General features: G+C 61.9%; 17 protein-coding genes, 1 tRNA gene and 1 pseudogene. 11 read left to right on the top strand and 8 right to left on the bottom strand.

Annotated elements, in window-relative coordinates:
• Window positions 1-16 precede the first annotated feature (16 nt).
• Together HX815_RS22385 and HX815_RS22380 are read left to right on the top strand one after the other, a co-directional pair.
• Window positions 17-2479 (top strand): EAL domain-containing protein, encoded by a 2463-nt coding sequence (locus HX815_RS22385; RefSeq protein WP_008433239.1) that lies wholly within the window; start codon window positions 17-19, stop codon window positions 2477-2479.
• 79 nt (window positions 2480-2558) lie between these two features.
• Window positions 2559-3320, top strand: coding sequence for a TenA family transcriptional regulator (locus HX815_RS22380; RefSeq protein ID WP_218166164.1), 762 nt, complete (start codon window positions 2559-2561; stop codon window positions 3318-3320).
• A 21-nt stretch (window positions 3321-3341) separates the two neighbouring features.
• Here HX815_RS22380 and HX815_RS22375 read toward each other — a convergent pair whose 3' ends face one another.
• From HX815_RS22375 to HX815_RS22360, 4 genes are all read right to left on the bottom strand, one after another.
• Window positions 3342-4268 (bottom strand): GGDEF domain-containing protein, encoded by a 927-nt coding sequence (locus HX815_RS22375; protein WP_003216729.1) that lies wholly within the window; start codon window positions 4266-4268, stop codon window positions 3342-3344.
• 169 nt (window positions 4269-4437) lie between these two features.
• Window positions 4438-5712: an MFS transporter gene (locus HX815_RS22370; protein WP_177028903.1), complete on the bottom strand. Its 1275-nt coding sequence runs from the start codon at window positions 5710-5712 to the stop codon at window positions 4438-4440.
• A 182-nt stretch (window positions 5713-5894) separates the two neighbouring features.
• Window positions 5895-7049, bottom strand: coding sequence for an acyl-CoA dehydrogenase family protein (locus tag HX815_RS22365; protein ID WP_102605272.1), 1155 nt, complete (start codon window positions 7047-7049; stop codon window positions 5895-5897).
• Window positions 7050-7118: 69 nt separating this feature from the next.
• Entirely contained in the window at window positions 7119-7976 is an 858-nt protein-coding gene (locus tag HX815_RS22360; RefSeq protein WP_008433245.1) for an IclR family transcriptional regulator, read from the bottom strand.
• A gap of 263 nt (window positions 7977-8239) precedes the next feature.
• On the opposite strand from HX815_RS22360, the gene HX815_RS22355 reads away from it, so the two are divergent.
• Genes HX815_RS22355 through HX815_RS22345 form a run of 3 tightly spaced genes read left to right on the top strand, consistent with a single transcriptional unit; the run spans window position 8240 to window position 11816 of the window.
• Window positions 8240-9025: an enoyl-CoA hydratase gene (locus HX815_RS22355; RefSeq protein WP_010175990.1), complete on the top strand. Its 786-nt coding sequence runs from the start codon at window positions 8240-8242 to the stop codon at window positions 9023-9025.
• Between the two features lie 2 nt (window positions 9026-9027).
• Window positions 9028-10557, top strand: coding sequence for a 3-hydroxyacyl-CoA dehydrogenase (locus HX815_RS22350; protein WP_177028902.1), 1530 nt, complete (start codon window positions 9028-9030; stop codon window positions 10555-10557).
• 26 nt (window positions 10558-10583) lie between these two features.
• Window positions 10584-11816, top strand: coding sequence for a CaiB/BaiF CoA-transferase family protein (locus HX815_RS22345; protein ID WP_003216714.1), 1233 nt, complete (start codon window positions 10584-10586; stop codon window positions 11814-11816).
• A gap of 42 nt (window positions 11817-11858) precedes the next feature.
• Here the strand turns inward: HX815_RS22345 and HX815_RS22340 are convergent, their stop codons facing one another.
• Window positions 11859-13241, bottom strand: a complete 1383-nt coding sequence (locus HX815_RS22340; RefSeq protein ID WP_177028901.1) for a glycerophosphodiester phosphodiesterase family protein — start codon at window positions 13239-13241, stop codon at window positions 11859-11861.
• A gap of 176 nt (window positions 13242-13417) precedes the next feature.
• Here HX815_RS22340 and HX815_RS22335 point away from each other — a divergent pair.
• Window positions 13418-13493: transfer RNA gene (locus tag HX815_RS22335), tRNA-Asn, on the top strand.
• A gap of 65 nt (window positions 13494-13558) precedes the next feature.
• On the opposite strand, the gene HX815_RS22330 is transcribed toward HX815_RS22335, so the two are convergent.
• Window positions 13559-13822: an Ada metal-binding domain-containing protein gene (locus HX815_RS22330; protein ID WP_177028900.1), complete on the bottom strand. Its 264-nt coding sequence runs from the start codon at window positions 13820-13822 to the stop codon at window positions 13559-13561.
• 152 nt (window positions 13823-13974) lie between these two features.
• Between HX815_RS22330 and HX815_RS22325 the strand changes: the two genes are divergently transcribed.
• Window positions 13975-16020 (top strand): prolyl oligopeptidase family protein, encoded by a 2046-nt coding sequence (locus HX815_RS22325; RefSeq protein ID WP_177028899.1) that lies wholly within the window; start codon window positions 13975-13977, stop codon window positions 16018-16020.
• Here HX815_RS22325 and mug read toward each other — a convergent pair.
• Together mug and HX815_RS22315 are read right to left on the bottom strand one after the other, a co-directional pair.
• On the bottom strand, window positions 16007-16522 hold the full coding sequence (gene mug, locus HX815_RS22320) for a G/U mismatch-specific DNA glycosylase (protein WP_102368472.1): 516 nt from the start codon (window positions 16520-16522) through the stop codon (window positions 16007-16009). The genes HX815_RS22325 and mug overlap by 14 nt on opposite strands.
• Window positions 16519-17142, bottom strand: coding sequence for a TetR/AcrR family transcriptional regulator (locus HX815_RS22315; protein WP_177022143.1), 624 nt, complete (start codon window positions 17140-17142; stop codon window positions 16519-16521). Before HX815_RS22315 ends, mug begins: the two co-directional genes overlap by 4 nt.
• Window positions 17143-17246: 104 nt before the next feature.
• Between HX815_RS22315 and HX815_RS22310 the strand changes: the two genes are divergently transcribed.
• The 4 genes and pseudogenes from HX815_RS22310 to HX815_RS22295 all read left to right on the top strand — a co-directional run bounded on the left by HX815_RS22310 (window position 17247) and on the right by HX815_RS22295 (window position 22084).
• Window positions 17247-18278 (top strand): HlyD family secretion protein, encoded by a 1032-nt coding sequence (locus tag HX815_RS22310; RefSeq protein ID WP_102368473.1) that lies wholly within the window; start codon window positions 17247-17249, stop codon window positions 18276-18278.
• Entirely contained in the window at window positions 18275-19729 is a 1455-nt protein-coding gene (locus tag HX815_RS22305) for an MFS transporter (protein WP_177028898.1), read from the top strand. Before HX815_RS22310 ends, HX815_RS22305 begins: the two co-directional genes overlap by 4 nt.
• Window positions 19730-19747: 18 nt before the next feature.
• A complete protein-coding gene (locus HX815_RS22300; RefSeq protein WP_177028930.1) occupies window positions 19748-21127 on the top strand; it encodes an efflux transporter outer membrane subunit in 1380 nt (459 codons plus the stop codon).
• 12 nt (window positions 21128-21139) lie between these two features.
• Window positions 21140-22084 (top strand): annotated as a pseudogene (locus HX815_RS22295) (aldo/keto reductase).
• Window positions 22085-22236: the final 152 nt, after the last annotated feature.

Here is a 22236-nt window from a genome sequence, read left to right as displayed (position 1 = left end):
ATGTGCAAGGGACCTCATGAAGCAAAAGCAGACTCTCGGAACCCCTCGGTTATTGGGCATTGTGTGGCCTTTTATCGCCGTCGTGCTGTTCCAGGCATTGTTAGGCTGCGTCAGTCTCTACGTACTCTCGGCGGTGCGCGGTTATGTGGCGGGCGAAAGCCTGTGGTCCAAGGGCCAGAAAGACGCGATCTTTTACCTGACGCTCTACGCCGACAGCCGCGACGAAGCCACCTACCTCAAATACCAGAACGCGATTGCCGTACCCCAGGGCGGGCATGAGCTGCGGCTGGCCCTGGACCGCCCGACGCCGGACCTGCCTGCCGCGCGCCAGGGCATCCTCAAGGGCGGTAACCACCCTGACGACGTTTCCAGCCTGATCTGGCTGTACCTCAACTTCCGCCATTTCAGTTACCTGGAAAAAGCCATTGAACTGTGGACGGTGGGCGATGGCTACCTGGTGCAACTGGACGACCTGGCCCAGGAGATGCACCGAGCGATCATGGCCAATCAGGTCAGCGGCAGCGACGTACACCGCTGGAAGCAGCGGATCTTCGCGATCAACGACGGGGTGACGCCGGCCGCGAAAGCCTTCAGCGATGCCCTGGGTGAAGGCTCGCGGATGATTCTGCGCCTGCTGCTGGTGACCAACCTGGCCACGGCACTGGGCTTGATCGTGCTGGCGCTGTTGCGCACCCACAAGCTGCTGGCCCAGCGGCATGCGTTTGCCGACGCGCTCCAGTTGGAGAAGGAGCGGGCGCAGATCACCCTGGAGTCGATTGGCGACGGAGTGATCACCACCGATGTCGACGGCGCCATTGCGTATATGAACCCGGCCGCCGAAGCCCTGACCCATTGGAAAGCCGCCCAGGCCCAGGGGCTGCCGCTGGCGGCGCTGTTCAACCTGCTGGACGAAAATGCCCAGGCCGACGGCTTTACCCTGATCGAACACATATTGGGCGGCCAGCTCGGTGGGGGCAGCGAGCACTCCAAGCTGATCCAGCGCCTGGATGGTACCACCGTGTCCGTCACCCTGGTGGGCGCGCCGATCCGCAGTGCCGGCAAAGTCGTCGGCGCGGTGCTGGTGTTGCACGACATGACACAGGAACGCCAGTACATCGCCAACCTGTCCTGGCAGGCCACCCACGACGCCTTGACCGGCCTGGCCAACCGCCGCGAGTTCGAGTTCCGCCTGGAGCAGGTGCTGCACAACGTCGGGCGCCAGCAAACCGGGCGCCATGCCTTGATGTTCCTCGACCTGGACCAGTTCAAGCTGGTCAACGACACCTGCGGGCATGCCGCGGGGGATGAACTGTTGCGGCATATCTGCGCGCTCTTGCAGTCCGACCTGCGTGAAGGTGACACCCTGGCCCGGCTGGGGGGCGACGAGTTCGGCATCCTGCTGGAGAACTGCCCGGCGCCGGTGGCGGAAAAAATCGCCGAAAGCCTGCGCCACACCGTGCAGAGCCTGCACTTTGTGTGGAAGGGCAGGCCGTTTGTCACCACCGTGAGTATTGGCCTGGTGCACATCACGCACGCCCCGACCACCCTGGAGACTTCCCTGCGAGCCGCCGACATGGCGTGCTACATGGCCAAGGAAAAGGGCCGCAACCGGGTGCAGGTGTATCACGCCGATGACTCGGAATTGTCCCTGCGCTTTGGCGAGATGGCCTGGGTGCAACGCCTGCACATGGCGCTGGAAGAGAATCGTTTTTGCCTGTACGCCCAGGAAATCGCGCCCCTTGGGCACACCGAACAGGGGGATGGGCATATCGAAATCCTGCTGCGCCTGCATGACGAGGCGGGGCGGATCATCCTGCCGGACAGTTTTATCCCGGCCGCCGAGCGTTACGGCTTGATGACCTCCCTGGACCGTTGGGTGGTGGAGAACGTGTTCAAGATCATCGCGGGCTGCATGCGTGAGCGCCCGGGCCGGCCCATGGCCATGTGTGCGATCAATCTGTCAGGCACTACCATCGGCGATGAGGACTTTCTTGGGTTCCTGCGTGAGCAATTCATTGCCTATGGCATTCCACCGGAAATGATTTGTTTTGAAATTACAGAAACCAGCGCTATAGCGAATTTGGGTAGTGCGATTCGTTTTATCAACGAGCTCAAAGAGTTAGGGTGCCATTTCTCCCTGGATGACTTCTGCGCCGGGATGTCCTCGTTCGCATATCTTAAACATTTACCTGTAGACTTCTTGAAGATCGATGGAAGTTTCGTAAAGGATATGCTGGACGACCCGATTAACCGCGCTATGGTCGAAGTGATCAATCACATCGGTCATGTCATGGGTAAGCGCACAATTGCCGAATTTGTCGAGACACCCCAGATCGAACAAGCCTTGCTTGAGATCGGGGTCGACTACGCTCAGGGATACCTGATCGAGCGACCGCAGTTGTTTACCTTTGATAGTTTGCAGTGTCGACCTGTGCGACCGCAGCCTCTGTTATTCAAGGCGCCTGGCACGTTCCGATGAAACATTTGCTGGTCTGTACATATCACAAATCAAAAGGAGCCCGACAGTGATCGACACATTCAACAGAACCGGCCCGCTTATGGAAGCCTCAAGTTACCCCGCCTGGGCGCAACAGCTGATCCAGGACTGTAGCGAGAGCAAGCGTCGCGTTGTCGAACACGAACTGTACCAGCGCATGCGCGATAACAAGCTCAGCGCCAAGACCATGCGCCACTACCTGATTGGTGGCTGGCCGGTGGTTGAACAGTTTGCGTTGTACATGGCACAGAACCTCACCAAGACCAAATTTGCCCGCCATCCTGGGGAGGACATGGCGCGCCGCTGGCTGATGCGCAATATTCGCGTGGAACTCAACCACGCCGATTATTGGGTGCATTGGGCCCGCGCCCATGGTGTCAGCCTGGAAGAATTGCAGGCACAGGAAGTGCCGCCGGAGCTGCATGCACTGAGCCACTGGTGCTGGCACACCAGCTCGGCCGATTCGCTGATTGTCGCGATTGCCGCCACCAACTACGCCATCGAGGGGGCCACTGGGGAGTGGTCCGCTGTGGTGTGTTCCACCGGCGTCTATGCCGCGGCTTTCCCTGAGGAAGACCGCAAGCGCGCGATGAAGTGGCTGAAGATGCATGCCCAGTACGATGACGCACATCCCTGGGAAGCCCTGGAAATCATCTGCACCCTGGCCGGCATGAACCCGACCAAGGAACTGCAGGTAGAGCTGCGCCAGGCGGTCTGCAAGAGCTACGACTACATGTACCTGTTCCTGGAACGTTGCATGCAGCTGGAAAAGTCGGTGGCCGCCCCCCGCAAACAACCGGCCCTGGTTGCCAGCGAGGCGTAAACGGGGTGATGGCGGGGTAAATTACCCCGCCATTGCCAGCCGATTGCGGCCTTCACGCTTGGCCACATACAAGGCACTGTCCGCCCGGCGCAACAGGCTCTCGGCGGACTCTCCCGCCAGCAAGGTCGAGCAGCCCAGGCTCACCGTCAATTCGATCCGCTCATCATCCGCCCAATAATCCTGGGCCTGTGCCGCCTGGCGCAGGCGCTCGCCGACCATCGACGCCGCGTCCCGGCCGGTGTTGGACAGCAGGATCAGAAACTCTTCCCCGCCAAACCGGAACACCATGTCCACATTGCGCAGCTGGCTCTTGATCGAGGCGGCGACCGCCTTGAGCACCTTGTCGCCCGTGGCATGGCCGTGGCTGTCGTTGATGTGTTTGAAGTGGTCGATGTCCAGCATCAGCAAGGACAGGGGTTGCAGGTGCCGGCGAGCCATGTCGATTTCCCGTTGCAGGGTCTGGTCCATGGCGATGCGGTTACCGGTTTCGGTCAGTGGGTCGCGCAGGGCACTGCGAGTCGCCGCACGGTAGAGCAGGGCATTGCGCATCGGGTAGAGCAAGGTGGCCAGCAGCGATTCCAGGTTGGCCAGTTCGTCTTCGAGAAAGCGTTGGTTGCGCCGAAACACCAGTTCGCCAAGGTGCTCGCCTTCATGGCTGAGGGCATAGCTCACCGAATGATGGCCGCGGTGACCGTACTCCAGGCGCAGGTCGCTGGCTTCGTGGCGGTATTGCAGGGCGTCCAGCGGCACCAGGCGTTGGATCTCGCGGAAGAACAACGCAAGGATATGCTCCGGCTCCAGGCTGGTTTGCAATTGCATGCCCAGTTGCTGGCGAAGTTGCTCAACCGTCGCGGGGCGTCGTGTAAGAAGGGAAGGCTGACCAAAGCCCAGGCGTTGCAATTTGGCGCTGTCGAAGTCAATTGCGTTGGTCTGGGTCGGTGTTTTCATAAGCGAATGAGCCTCTAAGCACAAAACTGTCTTACAGGCTGGGTGAGAGCGTCGTACTGTTCCTTCAGTTCCGTAGGACTGACGTACAGTCTAGCCCGGTTTGTCTAAGGGTATAACTGCCGCACGTCTTATAGCCGGGGCCGCGTCGCCGCGGGCCCCGGGTTAGGGCTTATTGTTTTTGCGGGTCGAACTGCTTGTCGCGGATAAACAGCGCTGGGATTACGCCGCAGATAAAGTACGCGCCGCCCATGACCAGGAATCCCACGCCAATCGAGCCATGGGACGCCAGGAAACCAATGGCTGCCGGTGCCACCGCCGCGCCGATTCGGCCAATGTTGTAGGCGCCGCCCACTGCCGAGCCGCGAAATTTCGCTTCGAAGCTTTCGGTCATGTAGGTCGCATTCACGCCATAGGGGATGCCGTACAGGAAGCCGAACACAATCAGCATCCACAGGATGTTGTCAGGGCTCTGGAACAGCACGATCACCGGCAGGAAAATCGCCGTGCCCAGCGCGCCGACGGCGAACACCAGGCGCCGGCCCAGGCGGTCTGCCGCGAGCCCGGCGAGGATCTTGCCGAAAATCATCGCCGCGTAGGTGCCGACCATGTAGCTGGTCATCGACTTGAAGTTCATCCCCAGCTCGCCTTCCAGGTACGACGGCATCCAGTTGTTCACGCCGTAGTAGCCGAACTGCAGGAAGCCTGCGGTCAGTGCCCAGAGGATAAACATGCGGCTGGCTTTCGGGTCGCTGAAGATCAGCTTGAACATGCCGTCGGGTTTCTTCGCCGACACGCGCTTGATGCCTTCGGCCTTTTCCCGGGCACGTTGGGCCTGGGCCTTGATCCAGGCTTGCGGCTCCGGCACCAGGCGTTGCATCAGTACGGCGAGGATCACCGGGATGATCGCCACGTAGAACAACCAGCGCCAGCCGTGGTTCGGCAGGATCCAGCCGGCGAGCAGGGTGGCGACGATGTAGCCCACCGACCAACCGGCCTGCAAGGTGCCGAGCACGGTGGTGCGATAGCGGGTCGGCACGTATTCGGCCATCAGGGTGTTGCACGCGACATACAGCGCGCCGAGGCCCAGGGACGCGAAGAAACGGGTGCTCGCGAACTGCCAATAGCTGTGGGTCATGCCCAGGATCGCCGTGCCGGCGGAGAACAGCACGATGCTCCAGACCACGGTTTTCACCCGGCCAAAACGGTCACAGGCCCAACCGCCGTAAATCCCGCCGATGGCCATCCCGGCCAGGGTGAAGCTGCCCAGGCTGCCGGCTTCGACGCTGGTCAGGCCGAACTCGGCCTTGAGGCTGCTGAGGCTGTAGGACAGCAGCATCAAGTCGGCACCGTCGATCAGCAGGCCGAGGAAGCAGAAGATGAATACGATGATCCACAGTTTGTTTTGCGCGGGCGACAACGCACCCGCCGAAGCGGCGACTTCCATAGCGATACCTTGTTGTAGTTGTTAGGGCACAAGTTATGGGTGTTGCGGTAATGCGGTTGGAACACGGTCACTGTAGGAGCTGGCTTGCCTGCGATGGCATCGCCGCGGTGTTACTGCCAGACCGAGTTGTCTGCATCGCAGGCAAGCCAGCTCCCACATGGGTTTTGTGTTGTTCCCGGGGTTCAGTGCTTGGCCTCGCGAATCATGTTGCGGGCGATCACCAATTGCTGGATCTGTGTAGTGCCTTCATACAGGCGGAACAAGCGCACATCGCGATAGAACCGCTCGATGGCGTACTCGCTCACATACCCGGCACCGCCGTGAATCTGCACACAACGGTCGGCCACCCGACCGCACATCTCCGTGGCGAACATTTTCGAGCAGGACGCTTCGGTGCCGATGTTCAGGCCTTCGTCACGCTTGCGCGCGGCGTCCACCACCATGCAGCGGGCGGCGTAGATCTCGGCCTTGCTGTCGGCGAGCATCGCCTGGATCAGCTGGAACTCGGCGATCGGCTGGCCGAACTGCTTGCGCTCCAGGGCGTAGTTCAGGGCATCGTCGAGCATGCGCTCGGCGGCCCCGACGCTGACGGCGGCGATGTGCAGGCGGCCCTTGTCGAGCACCTTCATCGCCGTCTTGAACCCCACGCCTTCGACGCCGCCGATCAGTTGGTCGGCCGGTACGCGCACGTTGTCGAAAATCACGTCGCACGTGTGGGCGCCTTTCTGGCCCATCTTGTGGTCGCGCTTGCCCAGGGACAGGCCGGGGGTGTTGCGCTCGACAATGAATGCACTGATGCCGCCCGCGCCCTTGATGTCCGGGTTGGTACGGGCCATCACCGTGTAGATCCCGGCGTGGGGGGCGTTGGTGATAAAGCGCTTGGTGCCGTTGATGACATAGTGGTCACCGTCGCGCACCGCCGTGGTTTTCAGCGAGGCGGCGTCGGAGCCGGAGTCCGGCTCGGTCAGGCAGAACGAACTGAGCAGTTCACCGCTGGCGAGTTTCGGCAGGTAGTGCTGCTTCTGCGCCTCGGTGCCGTCCAGCAGGATGCCGATGGAGCCGATGCCGTTGTTGGTGCCGAAGTAGGAGCGGAATGCCGGCGAGGTGCGGCCCAGTTCGAAGGCCACGTTGACCTCTTCTTCCATGGTCAGCCCGAGGCCGCCGTAGGCTTCGGGCAGGGTCAGGCCAAACAGGCCCAGCTCGCGGAACTGGCTGACGATATCCGCCGGGACGTCATCGGTCTCGGCCAGTTCGTTTTCCCGGGGGATCAGCGCCTCGTTGACGAACTGCTGGAGGGTTTCCAGCAACAGATGAAGCGTTTCGGGGTCTCGGATCATGTGCATTCCTCAGCGGCCCGTTCGGCGGGCCTGTTGTCGTCAATCTGCCGAGGCCTTGCACCGATCTGTCTAGCGGGCGGCGGCCTCGATGTTGTTCACCATGTGCTTGAGACGGGGCCCGATGTCGTCCTCGAGTTTCTCCCGGGAAAGGTGAAAACTCGGTCCGCCACAGTTGAACGTCAGCAGCCCATGTTGTGCATGCAGCAGCGGTACGGCGATGGCGTTTACATCGCGGTGCCACTCACCGATCGACATGCAGTAGCCGAAGTCGGTGTAATCCCGGAAGGCACGTTCCAGACCCTTCCTGATGCCCGGCCAGTCCTCCAGATGACGCTGGCGGATATGGTCGAGGATAAATTCCCGCTCGTTTTCCGGCATCGCTGCCAGGCAGGCGCGGCCTGCGGAACTCAAGTGCAACGGCAACCGTGTGCCGACCTGGCGGCGCATGGTCATGTTGGCTTCACCCTGGACCACGTCCAGGTAAACCATGTCCAGGCGGTCCCGCGTGGCCATCGCCACCGCGGCCTGGGCGTACTTGGCCATCGTCTCCATCAGCGGATGGGCCACGGCCCGCACCGACAGGTTCGACAGCATTGCGTAACCGAACGCCATCACGCCCACATCCAGCTGATACCGGCCTGACTGCGGCAGGTGCTTGAGATAGCCCAAGCGGGTCAGCGTATGGGTCATCCGCGTAATCGTCGGCTTTGGCAGCCCGGTCTTGCGCGCCAGCTCCTGGTTACCCAGCACGCTTTCGCTGGGGGTGAAGCAGCGCAGCAATTCCAGGCCACGGGCCAGGGCGGTGACGAACTGGCGGTCCTTGTCTTCTTCCTCGTCGGCATTCATCGGATCGATCAGCAAGTGCTCGAAGGCGTGGTTGCCGGCAGGTGTTTCGGGTGTGTTCGGGTCCAGGTTTCGACGGCGCATGTTAGTCCCCCTTTTTTTAGAAAATCAACAAAACAAAATTGTATTCCGCACAGCGAAACTAATCAACTTTGCGTGGCGTTGTCTTTTTGTTTAATAAAACTCGTCTAAACAACGAGTTATAGCCCGATTTATCGGAGGGTCAGGTTTTTACGTTTACATCACGGCGACTCGGTCCTTATGATTATCGCTAAATACGGAATGTTGTTTCGCATAGCGAAACTGGCGATGTCCGAACTAACAAGAACATTGCAGCAGGAGAATTTGTGGCCAGCCTCGACCAACCCGTAGTGCACCTCGACGTCCAGGACAATGGCGTCGCCGTGGTACGCATCCACCGTCCCGAAGTGAAAAACGCCTTGAACGCCCAGGTTCGCGAAGAGCTGGCCGAGCACTTTCGTGCTCTGGCCAAGCGCCGTGATGTGCGCGCCATCGTGCTCACCGGCGGCGACCAGTTCTTCGTGGCCGGTGCCGACATCAAGGAATTCGCCAGCGCCAGCCCGATCGAGATGTATCGCCGCCACACTGAATACCTGTGGGAAGCCATCAGCCGCTGCCCCAAGCCGGTGATCGCCGCGGTGAACGGGTTTGCCCTGGGCGGCGGTTGTGAGCTGGCCATGCATTGCGACCTGATCGTCGCCGGGGAATCGGCGCGCTTCGCCCAGCCCGAGGTCAAGCTGGGCCTGATGCCGGGCGCCGGTGGCACCCAGCGCCTGGTGCGCGCCGTGGGTAAGTTCCAGGCCATGCGCATCGCGTTGACCGGCTGCATGGTCAAGGCCCCGGAAGCCCTGGCCATGGGCATGCTCAGCGAAGTGGTGGCCGACGACCAGACCATCCCCCGCGCCCTGGAACTGGCCGCGCAGATCGCCGCCTTGCCGCCACTGGCGGTGGAACAGATCAAGGAAGTAATGCTGGCCGGCGCCGACCTGCCGCTGGAAAGCGCGCTGGTGTTGGAGCGCAAGGCCTTTCAACTGCTGTTCGATTCGGCAGACCAGAAGGAGGGCGCCGCGGCGTTCTTCGAAAAACGCACCGCGAACTACCTGGGGGAATGACAATGGCTGATTCAATCAAGATCATGGGCCTGGTAGGCACCGGCGTGATGGGCGCCGGGATTGCACAGATTGCCGCTCAGGCGGGCGTGTTGGTGCGCTTGTTCGATGCCCGCGACGGAGCGGCGCAAACCGCTCGGGATAACCTCGGCGCCACGCTCTCGAAGCTGGCCGCCAAGGGCAAGATCACCCAGGCAGCGGTGGACGCTGCGCTTGCGAACCTGCAAGTTGCCGCCACCATTGAGGCGCTGCACGACTGCGACCTGGTGGTGGAAGCCATTGTCGAAAACCTCGACGCCAAGCGCGGCCTGTTGCAGCAGCTGGAAGGTGTGGTCAGCGCGGCGTGCATCCTCGCCACCAACACCTCGTCGTTGTCGGTCACGGCCATCGCCACCGGCTGCCAACACCCTGGACGGGTAGCCGGGCTGCACTTTTTCAACCCGGTACCGTTGATGCGCGTCGTCGAAGTAATCGACGGCCTGGCCACTGCACCGAAGGTCGGCGATGACCTGTTGGCCTTCGTCGCCCGTACCGGCCATCGCGGCGTGCGCGCCAAGGATACTCCGGGTTTTATTGTCAACCACGCCGGCCGTGCGTACGGCACCGAAGCCTTGAAGATGCTCGATGAAGGCATTGCCGAGCGCGGCGACATCGACCGTATCCTGCGTGAAGGCGCAGGCTTTCGCATGGGGCCGCTGGAACTGCTGGACCTCACCGGGCTCGACGTTTCCCACCCGGTGATGGAGTCGATCTACAACCAGTTCTATCAGGACCCGCGCTACAAACCATCGCCCCTGACCCGCCAGATGCTGGTGGGCGGACGCTTCGGGCGCAAGAGCGGGCAGGGCTTCTACCGCTATGAAAATGGCCAGGTGGTGGACGGCCCGCAGCCGCAGCCGGTGCCTTCCATCAAGCAATTCCCGCCGGTATGGATCGCCACCGAAAACGCCGAAGACTACGAGCGCCTCAGCGCCCTGGTGATCGAGTTGGGCGCACACCTTGAAAGCGCGGCGCAGCCTTCGCCTGAAGCGTTGTGCCTGCTGGCGCCCTACGGTCTCGACGCCACCTCGGCCAGCGAGCGCTTCCATACCGACCCGGCGCGCACCCTGTGCATCGACCTGCTGACCGACCTGTCTCGCCACCGCACCCTGATGCAAAACCCGCTGACGTCCACCGCCACCCGCGATGCCGCCCACGCGTTGCTCGCCAATGACGGTGTAGGTGTGACAGTGATCAGCGACAGCGTCGGCTTCGTTGCCCAGCGCACCCTGGCGATGGTGGTCAACCTGGCCTGCGACATTGCCCAGCAACGCATCGCCAGCGTCGACGACATTGACCAGGCCGTACAACTCGGCCTGGGTTATCCACAAGGCCCGCTCGCCTGGGGCGATGCCCTCGGGCCACGGCGCATCCTCACGATTTTGCAACGCATGAGCGAACTCACCCACGACCCACGTTATCGCCCCAGCCCCTGGCTGCGGCGGCGTGCCGTGCTGGGGATTTCCCTGCGTCATGAAGAGCCGGCAGTCGGCTGATTTCGATTCATCACAGGACAAGAATAATGGGTGCATTGACAGGTTTGCGGGTGCTGGACTTAAGCCGTGTATTGGCCGGGCCCTGGTGTGGCCAGGTGTTGGCCGACCTGGGCGCGGAAGTGATCAAGATCGAACGGCCACAGAGTGGCGACGATACCCGCGGCTGGGGCCCGCCGTGGATGAAGACCGACACCGGCGAGTCATCCGGGCAGGCGTCTTATTACCAGTCCACCAACCGCGGCAAACTATCCGTGGCCATTGACCTGGCCACCAGCGAAGGCCAGGAACTGGTGCGGGCCCTGGCGGCCAGCTCCGACGTACTGATCGAAAACTACAAGGCCGGTTCCCTGGCGCGTTATGGCCTGGATTACGCGACCCTGGCCGAGATCAATCCACGGTTGGTGTACTGCTCCATCACCGGCTTCGGCCAGACCGGCCCGCGCGCCGAAGAACCCGGCTACGACTTCATTATCCAGGGCATCGGCGGCCTGATGAGCATCACCGGCGAACGCGACGACCTGCCCGGCGGCGGCCCGCAAAAAGTCGGCGTGGCGTTCTCCGACCTGATGACCGGCCTGTATTCCACCGTCGCGATCCAGGCCGCACTGCTCAGCCGCGAACGCACCGGCGTTGGCCAACACATCGACATGGCGCTGCTGGACGTACAAGTGGCAACCCTGGCCAACCAGAGCATGAACTACCTGGCCTCGGGCAAGGTGCCGCAGCGTTTCGGCAACGCCCACGCCAACATCGTGCCGTACCAGGTCTTCCGCGCCGCCGACCGCGACTTCATTATTGCCTGCGGCAACGACAGCCAGTTTGTAGCGCTGTGCCACAGCATCGGTTTGCCGCACCTGCCGGAAGACCCGCGCTTTCGGCGCAATGCCGATCGGGTTGCGCATCGGGCGGAGATTGTCGAACTGTTGTCGGCGCACTTCCTGGGGCGCACGGCGGACGAGTGGGTGGCGAGTATTCACGCCTCGAAAGTACCGGTGGGGGCGATCAACAACATCGCGCAATCCCTGGAAGAGCCGCAGGTGATTGCCCGTGGGTTGATGGTGAAGATCCCGCATCCCAGGAATCCGCAGTTCGAGATGGTCGGCAGCCCGATCAAGATGTCAGGCACGCCGGTAGAGTATGTAAGGCCGGCGCCGATGTTGGGGCAGCATACCGATGAGGTACTGGGCGAGCGCCTCGGGTTGTCGGCAGAGCAGCTGGGGCAGCTCAAGGCAGGAGGGGTGATTGAGCAACTTGACTGAAGGATGGCGGCCCATAAGGCCGCCATCTTTGCGCACGACTTTTTAGCGCGCGACTTCTTTAAGGTAGGCAGTTCGGGCCGCAACGGCAGTCGGCGTGAAATCCGTAAACACACCGTCAACACCGGCGCGGAAAAAGGCCATGTATTCCGCCGCCGGGCTGCCCTTGTAGGCACCTGCCAGGTATTTGGCTTCGTTGCGGAAGGTGAAAATATGCACGAACAGGCCGGCCTTGTGCGCATCGCTGATCAGGCTGGTGGGCTTGACAGTGTCGACCTCGGGCAAGCCGGGGTTTTGCGCTGAAGCGGTGGTCAGCAACATCGCTTGCGGCTTCCACGGCCCGATGCCGTCGGCGTAGGTCTTGACCTCGGCCAGCCCGGCCGGGGTCAGCATCGCACCAAAGGCGCGTGGGTCGCCGGCGACGGTCCAGCTGTAGGGGCGGCCGCTGACGAAGGTGTTGGGTTTGTCGGTGATGAAAATGGTCTCGCCGGTCTTGAAGTTCACCCCGTTCCCATCCACCAGTTGAACCGCCCTGGTTTGCAGGCCGATGGAGCGCAGGTATTTCAGGCTGTTCGGGTCGAAGCTCTGCACGAACACCGGCGCATCTTTGCGATTGAGGTTGTTGTCTTCAAGGGTCTTGAGAAACGCCGCTTCGAACGGATGACTGCCCGGCGCGCCGCAGCCGTTGGCGATGGCCTGGGCATTGTTCCAGATCGGGTTCTTGCTTTCCGGGTAGGTGGTAATCACGCGGCCAGTGGCGGCGCTTTTGGCTTTCGCGATGTCGATCACTTCCTGGAAACTCAGGATCGGCAGCTTGCCGTTGAGTTCGGTCGGGCGCTCGTCGCGGGCATCATACGTCGTGCCGCCGATCCATTGCTTGAGTTCGGCCAGGGTGAAATCGCTGATTGACCAGTCGTTGGTATGGTCTTCGCCATCCACGATCAAGGACTTCAACACGGATTTTGGATCGTTGGGGTCAGTCAGATCACTCAGGTACTGGGCCGGGCCATTTTCTGCAGTGGCCGGATACCTGACGTTAACCAGTACACCCGGCACCGTGCGCTTGCGGCGTGCAACTTCGGGATTGGTCTTCGCGACGTCGCTGATGTTGGTGTTGTCGCTCAACCAGGGATTGTGCCGGGCCACCAATACACAGTCCTTGGTCATGTGCAGGTCCAGCTCCAGCGAATCCGCACCAGCGTCGGCTGCATGCTCGTAGGAGGCCCGGGTTTCTTCCGGGTACAGTCCTGGCAGGCCGCGATGGCCGATAACCAGCGGCGGTGCACCGTCCAGGGTTTTGAACGAAGCAGGCGCGACAGGCGCGCTCCTGGTCACACTGTCACACGCGCTCACCGTCAGGCTGCATCCGATAACGATAAAACGGGCAAGCAGGGTTTTTACCGCTGGCGGGCCTGAGCGAGTGTGCATGTGTCGTCCTTCAAGAAGAGGGTAGGGGCGGGGTATCTGCGGATGTTGGCGTTGACGTATGACAGCGTCGTGACAGGAAGTGGCGTGGTGATTTTCCAGCGCGGCGCACCTGGGGTGGAGCAAAAATCTCACTGAATGCTTGACTTCTCCTTTTCAATCAGTAACATACGGCGCATTCCGCGATAGCTCAGTTGGTAGAGCAAATGACTGTTAATCATTGGGTCCCTGGTTCGAGTCCAGGTCGTGGAGCCAGATAGTAAAAAAGCCTGCAGCGATGCAGGCTTTTTTTTGCCTGGAATTTGTCCCGGACACTCGATTCAGGCGTGCCCTCGAAACAGACGATATTCGGCAGGCATGCACACCGCACAAGGACGAAATCCCGCGGCGACAGCCGTCGCTTCATCGAGAAAAAACACGCGATTTTTCACGTAGCCGCCACGCGCAATGGCTCGCAGCGCCGCACGACAGTCGAGCTTTCCATAGCGCTTGCCGCGACGGTGGCCGCCCAGCGTTCCCGGCTCGAGGCTTGGGTAGGGTTTTGCATCTGCGCCCATCAGCATCCACACGTTTTTGTCAGCCATCGCCTGTCCTCCTGCCGTAGCAGCCTGCGGTACCTCCGCCATGTATCGCCGATCAGATCGGGTAACACACCCGGTTTCTTGCTTTTTTTATCACTCAAAAAGGCTCAAAGTCGGGCACGCTATCCATTTCTGCTTTTCGACAGGATTCGAACATGTCAAAACTTCCCGAAACGTCCAACGATCCCTACCAATGGCTTGAAGACGTCGACGGCACGCGTTCACTGGACTGGGTACGCGCCCAGAACCTCAGGACCGAAGACCGGCTCGCCCGCTCCGACAGCTTCAAGCAGATCAAGGCCGATGTGCTGGAGATACTGGACTCGGACAGCAACATCCCCTACGTCGATAAGGTCGGCGCCTATTACTACAACTTCTGGATGGACGCCGCCCACCCGCGGGGCCTGTGGCGTCGCACCACGCTGGCGGAGTACCGCAAGCCTCAACCTGCCTGGGAAACGTTGCTGGACCTTGACGCACTGAACGCCGCCGAGGGCGAAAACTGGGTGTGGCACGGTGCTGATTTCTTGCGCCCGGACTACCAGCGCTGCCTGCTGGCGCTGTCCCGTGGCGGCGCCGATGCGAATGTCACCCGCGAGTTTGATCTGGCCAGCAAGACCTGGGTCGAAGACGGCTTCCAGTTGCCCGAGTCCAAGGGCGGCCTGGGCTGGATCGACCGTGACAACGTCTATGTCTATACCGATTTTGGTGAAGGGTCGATGACCCGTTCCGGTTACCCGCGCATCGTCAAGCAGTGGCAGCGCGGTACGCCGTTGAGTGCCGCCAGTCTTGTCTATGAAGGCGCGCTGGATGATATGTACATCGCGGCGATGCACGACGACACGCCCGGCTACGAGCGTGACTTCGTCAGCCGCACGCTGGCGTTCTACAACAACGAGCTGTACCTGCGGGGCAGCGACAACCAATTAAGCAAAATCGACGCGCCGAACTCAGCGGAAAAGTCGGTGTACAAAGACTGGCTGCTGCTGGAACTGCGGGAGGACTGGACGCTTGATGAAGTGTTTGTGGCCGGCTCGTTGCTGGCGATCCGGTTTGATCGCTTCATGGCAGGCCAGCGGGATTTCGAGGTGCTGTTCACCCCTACGGACAGCACCTCGCTGGCAGGGTTTTTCTGGACGTTGAATCACCTGGTGCTGAACGTACTGGATCACGTCAAGAACCGCCTCAGCGTCCTCACTCCCGGCGCGAACGGCTGGCAGCACAGCCCGTTCACCGGGGCGCCGAGCATGGGGACGGTGGATGCCAGCGCAGTGGACAGCGACGACAGTGATGCCGTCTGGCTGGTGACCACTGACTACCTGACGCCGACCACCTTGTCGCTGGCCGAGATCGGTGATCCGCCCGAGGTACTGAAAACCCTGCCGGCCTTTTTCGATTCCAGCCAGCACGTGATCGAGCAGCACTTTGCGGTCTCCAGGGACGGCACTCGTGTGCCGTATTTCCTGGTGCTCGGCAAAGACCTGCCGCGCAACGGCACGGCGCCGACCTTGCTCTATGGTTACGGCGGCTTTGAATACTCCCTGACCCCGTATTACTCCGGTAAGGCAGGCCGCGCCTGGCTTTCGAAGGGCGGGGTGTACGTGGTTGCCAACATTCGCGGTGGCGGTGAATACGGCCCGCGCTGGCACCAGGCCGCACTCAAGCAGAACCGTCCGCGTGCCTACGAAGATTTTGCCGCAGTGGCCCGTGACCTGATCGACCGCGGGATTACTTCGCCCCGACACCTGGGCGCGGAGGGTGGCAGCAACGGTGGTCTGTTGGTCGGCAATATGCTTACTCAATACCCGGAACTGTTCGGTGCAATCGTCTCCCAGGTGCCCTTGCTCGACATGCAGCGCTATCACCTCCTGTTGGCCGGGGCGTCGTGGATGGGGGAATACGGCAACCCGGATGTACCTGAAGAGTGGGCGTACATCCAGACATTTTCTCCATACCACCTGTTCGATCCGGCGAAGGCCTACCCACCGGTGTTTTTCCTGACCTCGACCCGCGATGACCGGGTGCATCCAGCCCACGCCCGCAAGCTGGCGGCGAAGATGATCGAGGCCGGCAAGGACGTGACGTACTACGAAAATATCGAAGGTGGGCACGGCGGGGCGGCAGACAATGCGCAGGCTGCGCATATGAGTGCGCTGGTCTACAGCTTTTTGTGGGAGAAGTTGAGTTCTAATCGGGACTGAGTGTTGCCAGCCTTAATTGCTGGTATGCCTGCACCAATTGGTCGAGCGTAAACCCAAGGTTTCTGCCGCTGGGATTGGGCAGAACCCACACCGCCGCACACCCCAGGGTGTGCGGTTGAAGCCCCCAGGCAATCTGCTTCTGCCCGCTCAACGCGCTATAGGCGGCCTTTCCCAGAAACGCCACATACCGTGGCGCGTAGCGTGCGATCTTGCGTTCAAAACTAGCCGCCGCCGCCCTGAATTCATCCGCCGACAACTGGTCCGCCCGGGCCGTAGGCCGCTCCACCACCGTGGTCAGTCCACACTGGTATTGCAGGATCGTGCGGTCGTTCTCCGGCTGCACTTCATGGGGCGTAAACCCGGCCAGGTGCAGCGTGCGCCAGAACCGATTGCTCCTGCCCATGAAGTGATGCCCGGTGGTGGCGGCCTTCAGCCCCGGGTTTATGCCGCAGAAAATCACGGCCAGGTGCTCGGCCAGAATGTCTTCCAGTCCTTCACTCATCCGCAGATGACCTGCACGGCGTTGCGCGCCAGGGTGATCAATTCGGCGTGGGGCTTGCCCGCCCGTGCACGAATCGAAAGGCTGTGCACCAAAGACGCGGCGAGGACGGCGACGGCTGCCGGGTCTGCACCACCTTTCAACTCACCGGCCTCGATGGCCGTGCGCAAGCGGTTTTCGAGATGGGCGTCGAGTGCGTCGAGGCGCTGCAAAAGCACGGCGCGAATCTCCGCATCCTCCACCGCTTCAGTGGTCGCGGTGCCGATGATAAAGCAGCCCCGTGGCTCGCCATCCCCCGAAAAGTAGATCGACAACTGGCCTTCATATAAGCGCATCAACGCCTCTGCGAGGGTCAGGCTCGGGTCGTCCAGCGCCTCGTCGATGGCGGCAGAAGCGAGACCCCAATACTGCTCAAGTGCCTTGAGGTAGATCGCGTGTTTGTCGCCGAACGCGGCGTACAGGCTTGGCCGGTTCATCCCGGCGGCGGTGGCGATGCTGTCCAGTGAGGCGCCGGAATAGCCGGTGCTCCAGAACACCCCGAGGGCTTTTTGCATTGCCGTTTCGGGGTCGTAGGCCCGTGGGCGGCCACGGCCTTTTGCCTCTGTGATCTTTTTTTGTGCCATGGCGTACAAAAATCCTTGAGTAGAGGTGGGTGGGTCGATATTCTTACATCATCGCACAAAATTAAGGCCTCAGAAATCCCGGGCTCAGCAAAGGTGATTCGATCATGAGCAATGCGTTGGAAAACACGACCCGCACCCCCTGGCGTTCACTGTTGATGGTGGGCTTTCCGGTACTCATTGCAGCGGCCGGGTATGTGTATTACCTCAAGGATGCGCCGTACGTATCCACCGATAACGCGTATGCCCGAGTGGCGAAGGCGTCGATCAATGCGCGGGTATCCGGGCAGGTCGTGGAGATCGCCGTGGAAGACAACCAGTCGGTACACAAGGGGCAGGTACTGCTGCGTATCAACCCCGAGCCGTTCCAGGTCGCGGTCGAGCGTGCGCAGGCGCAATTGAGCGTGGCGCGCCTGCGGATTGAAGGCCTCAAGGCCAGCTACCGGCAACAGCAGGCAGAGTTGCAGGCGGCCAAGGAATCGGCGGGTTTCGACCAGAAGGAATTCGCCCGCAAAAAGGCCCTGGTGGCCACCGAGTTCGTGTCCCAGGCCGTGTTCGAACGGGCCGATACCGACCTGAAAGTCGCCCGGCAACGCGTGGCGTCCGTCGAGCAGCAGATCGCCAATACGGTGGTGGCGCTGAACGGCAATCCCGATATCGAAATCGACCGACACCCGGCGATTCGCGAGGCCCAGGCGCAGCTCGACGAGGCGCAACTCTACCTCTCGTACGCGACGGTCTATGCCCCCGACGACGGCGTGGTGGCCAAGGTGGATGACGTGCAGGTCGGCGATTACCTGAACAGCGGCGCGCCGGCCTTCGCCTTGCTGTCGCCCCGTCGCACCTGGGTCGAAGCCAACTTTCGCGAAACCCAGATGACCCATATGCGAGCCGGTCAGCAGGCAACCATCAAGCTCGACACTTACCCGGATCATCCTTTCAAGGCGCACATCACCAGCCTGAGCCCGGGCGCCGGTGCCGACTTCGCGCTGCTGCCGCCGGAAAACGCCACCGGCAACTGGGTCAAGGTGGTGCAGCGGGTGCCGGTGCGCCTGGAACTGGACGATGCCAACGCGGACTTGCCGCTGTTCTCCGGCACCAGCGCCACGGTGACGGTTGATATCAGGACCGGCCCATGAACGGCGCACGTACTCTCCGGTTTGCGGCGTTGCTGGTGACCTGGTTGCAGGCGGTCAACGTGTCGCTGCCGAACTCGGCCCTGCGGTTTGTGCAGGGCAGTTTGTCGATGACGGATGACGAGGCGGGGTGGATCTTCACGTCGTACCTGGCGGCCAGCGCGATTACATTGCCGGTGGCTCAGTGGCTTGCTGCGCGCTTCGGCGTGAAGGCGGTTTACCAGGCGGCGATGCTGATCTTCGCCCTCGGCCTGCTGCTCGCGACACAGGCCACCACCTCACTGCAATTCGTCGGCGCGCGGATCATCCAGGGGGCTGCCAGCGGCGTATTGGCGCCGCTGTCGATGGCCATCGCCCTGGAGACATTGGCCCCGTTGCAACGGCCAAAATTCGGCCCGTTATGGACGGCGATCGGGTTGCTGGGGATTGTCAGCGGCCCGGCGATTGGTGGCTGGATCAGCGAGCATTTCGGCTGGCGCTGGATGTTCTACGCCAGCCTGCCGCTGTTGGCGTACACCTTCTTGATCGTGGCGATGTTGCAGCAGGAAAAGAAAGCCAACAGCGCTGCTGCGTTTGATTTCGCAGGCTTCGCCAGCTTCACCCTCGGCGTGATCGGCCTGCAAATGGTCCTCGACCGTGGCCAGCGCCTGGAGTGGTTCGACTCGCCCGAGATCTGGCTGGAAGCCGCCACCAGTGCCCTGGGGTTCTACCTGTTCGCAATGCACCGGTTCACCTCGAGCATACACTTCATCAGCAAGGGGTTATTGCGCGACCGCAACTTCGTGCTGTCGACCATCCTGTTCTTCGCCGTCGGTTTCGTGCTGCTGCCGACCATGGCGATGACCTCGCCGATGCTGGATGAACTGCTGGGCTTCCCGCCCGACACCACAGGCTTCCTCACCATCCCCCGTGGCGTGGGGCTGCTGGGTGCGTTCTGGCTGATGAACAAGGTGCCTGCGCATCTCGACGGCCGCCCATTTGTGGTCGCCGGGATCGCCGTGGTGATCTACGCCAACCACTCGATGCTCGGCTATTCACCCTTGATGGACGGCTGGCCGGTGGCAGTGGCTGGCGCAATCCAGGGCGCGGGCCTGGGCCTGCTGATGCCGGCGCTTTCCCGGGTGGCGTTCAGCACCCTCGACCCGACGTTGCGCCCCGAAGGCAGCGGGCTGTTCAACCTGTCCCGCGTCTACGGCAGCACCCTGGGTGTGGCGGTGGTGCAGTGGTTCTTCTTCAACAACACCCAGGCGATGCACGTGGCGCTGGCCGGCCACCTGACTGTGCATTCGGTCCCCGCATCGACGCCCCTGGCGGGATTCGCCGCGCTGAACGAAGCCATCACCGGCCAGGCCGCCTTCATCGCGGTGGTCGGCCAATTCAAGATTCTGCTGTGGGCAATGCTGGTGGTGAGCCCGCTGGTGCTGCTGCTGCGTAAACCTGTCACGACCCACTAGTTTTCCGGAGTGTGCGTAATGAAATCCCATGGGCTTGTTATCACGGCCGTCATGACCCTGTCCGCGTGTTCGGTTGGCCCGGACTATAAGGCGCCGTCCGTTACCGCTTCGCCGCACTATGACGTGCAGGCTGAGCAGCACGTTTCCTTCAGTCAGAAGGTCAGCGTCGACTGGTGGTCGACCTTTCATTCCGGAACGCTCGACAGCGTGATGCGCCGGGCGATTGCCGGCAATCTTGAGCTGACGGCAGCGGACGCGACGTTGCGTCAGGCCGCCGCTTCGGTGGCTGCGGCCGAGGGTGCACTTTTCCCGCAGGTGGATTTCGCCGCGCAAGCGGGCCGCCAGCGCGTGCACAACGCCGCGCGGCCAGCGGTGACGAACTTCTATGGCGTCGGGCCGCAGGTCAGTTTCGACCTCGACGTATTCGGCGGCAATCAGCGCCGGGTCGAGCAACAGCAGGCATTGGCCGATTTCCAGCAGCATCGCTTCGAGGCGGCGTACCTGACGCTGACGGGCGACGTCGCCAGCCAGGCGTTGCTGATGGCCTCGGCCAGCGCGCAGATGGAAGCGGTGCAGACCTTGCTCGCCACCGACGCGAAAAACCTCGAACTGGTGCGCGCGGCGCAACACAGCGGCACGACGACGCAGCTCGATGTCTCCCTGGCCGAAACGCGACTGGCGCAGGACCGCACCCTGTTGCCACCACTCGCCCAGCAGCGCGATGCGGCGCGGCATGCGCTGTCGATCCTGGCGGGCAAGGGCCCGGCGGATTGGCGCGCACCGGATTTTGAACTGGCTGGATTTGCCTCGGCCACCACGCTGCCGGTCAGCTTGCCGTCCGAACTGGCCCATGACCGCCCGGACGTGCTGCAAGCCGAAGCCGAATTGCATGCGGCCAGCGCGGCGGTCGGCGTGGCCACCGCCAATCTCTATCCCCGTGTGGAGTTGTCCGCGTCACTGGCCCAGGCCGCGTCGGGCAATGGTGGTGCGGCGCTGTGGGGTTTTGCCGCCGGGTTGGCGGGGCCGATCTTCGATGGCGGAACTCTCAAGGCAGAGCGCCAGGCCGCCGTGGAGGGCTACAACGCCGCGCTCGCCAACTATCAGCAGACCGTCATCAAGTCCTTCGGCCAGGTCGCAGACACCTTGCAGGCGATCAACCACGACGCCGAGGAGTACCAAGCACAGACCGCCGCGCTACAGGCCGCCGCCAACAGTTTGCGCCTGAACCAGCAGGCCTATGGGGCAGGGGAGAGCGGGCTGTTGCAAGTGCTGGAGGCACAACGCGCCTATGAGCAGGCCCTGCTCGGGCAGATCCGGGCGAGCACCGCCCAACATCTCGACACCGTGCGGTTGTTCGTGGCGCTCGGTGGTCGCTCGGTCAACGATTTCAAACGCTAGTGGAGCAAACACATGAGCTATTACGATGCACTTCGCGATACCCGTTTTCCTTTGCAGCATGGTTCGGGCGCGATGCCGGCGGTGGGGTTCGGGACGCTGTTCAGGGATTTGACGGCCACCACCCAGGCGGTCACGCAAGCGTTGGAGGCGGGCTTTCGCCATTTCGATTGTGCGGAGCGTTATGGCAACGAAGCGCAGGTCGGCGCGGCGATTCACGATGCGGTGGCGGCCGGTAAAGTCCGGCGCGAGGACCTGTTCATCACCACCAAGCTGTGGAACAACAACCATCGGCCCGAGCGTGTGGTGCCGGCGTTCGAAGCCAGTTGCCGCCGGCTTCAGGTGGAGGTGATCGACTGCTACATGATCCATACGCCGTTTGCGTTTTTGCCGGGTGACGAGCTACACCCACGGGATGCGTTTGGGCATGTGTTGTATGACTCGGGGGTGACGTTGATCGAGACGTGGCGGGTGCTTGAGCGTCTGGTGGATGAGGGGCGTTGCAAGTCCATCGGGGTGTCGGATATCAGCCTGGAAACGCTGCGGGAGTTGGTGGCGGTGGCGCGGATAAAGCCTGCGGTGGTGCAGGTTGAGTCACACCCTTATCTGCCGGAGTGGGAGCTGTTGGAGTTTTGCAGGCAGCATGGGATTGTGGTGTTGGCGTTTGCGCCGTTGGGGCATGGGATGAGGCCGCGGGTGCTGGATGAACCGGTGATTACCGGGATTGCACGGCGGGTGCGGAAGACGCCGGCTCAGGTTGCGTTGGCGTGGTCGGTGCAGCGTGGGGTGGCGTTTTTGACCTCGTCGGTGACGCCGGCGCGGATACGGGAGGATGCGGATATTTCTACGTTGCCGCAGGTGGCGATGCGTGAGATTTAGCAGGACATTACGACCCGGGTTCGTTTTAATCCGGTGATGGATACTGGGGTGTTGGGGTTTATTTCGCGGGAGAAGTGTTGAGTTTGGCCGGAGGAGGGGGGTACATATCCGTTATTTAGGTTATGGCTACTTATGGTTTCGCTCTTACAGCGAGTCACTTTGCAAAAGCGGCAGGGGGCAGTTAGATCAAGATCAAAAGTAAGAGCACGGCTGCCTGAGAGCCGACCTGAGTG

The organism is Pseudomonas sp. E6002 (genome assembly GCF_013385565.1).
Classification (GTDB): domain Bacteria; phylum Pseudomonadota; class Gammaproteobacteria; order Pseudomonadales; family Pseudomonadaceae; genus Aquipseudomonas.
This window is presented reverse-complemented; position numbering and strand designations above follow the sequence as displayed.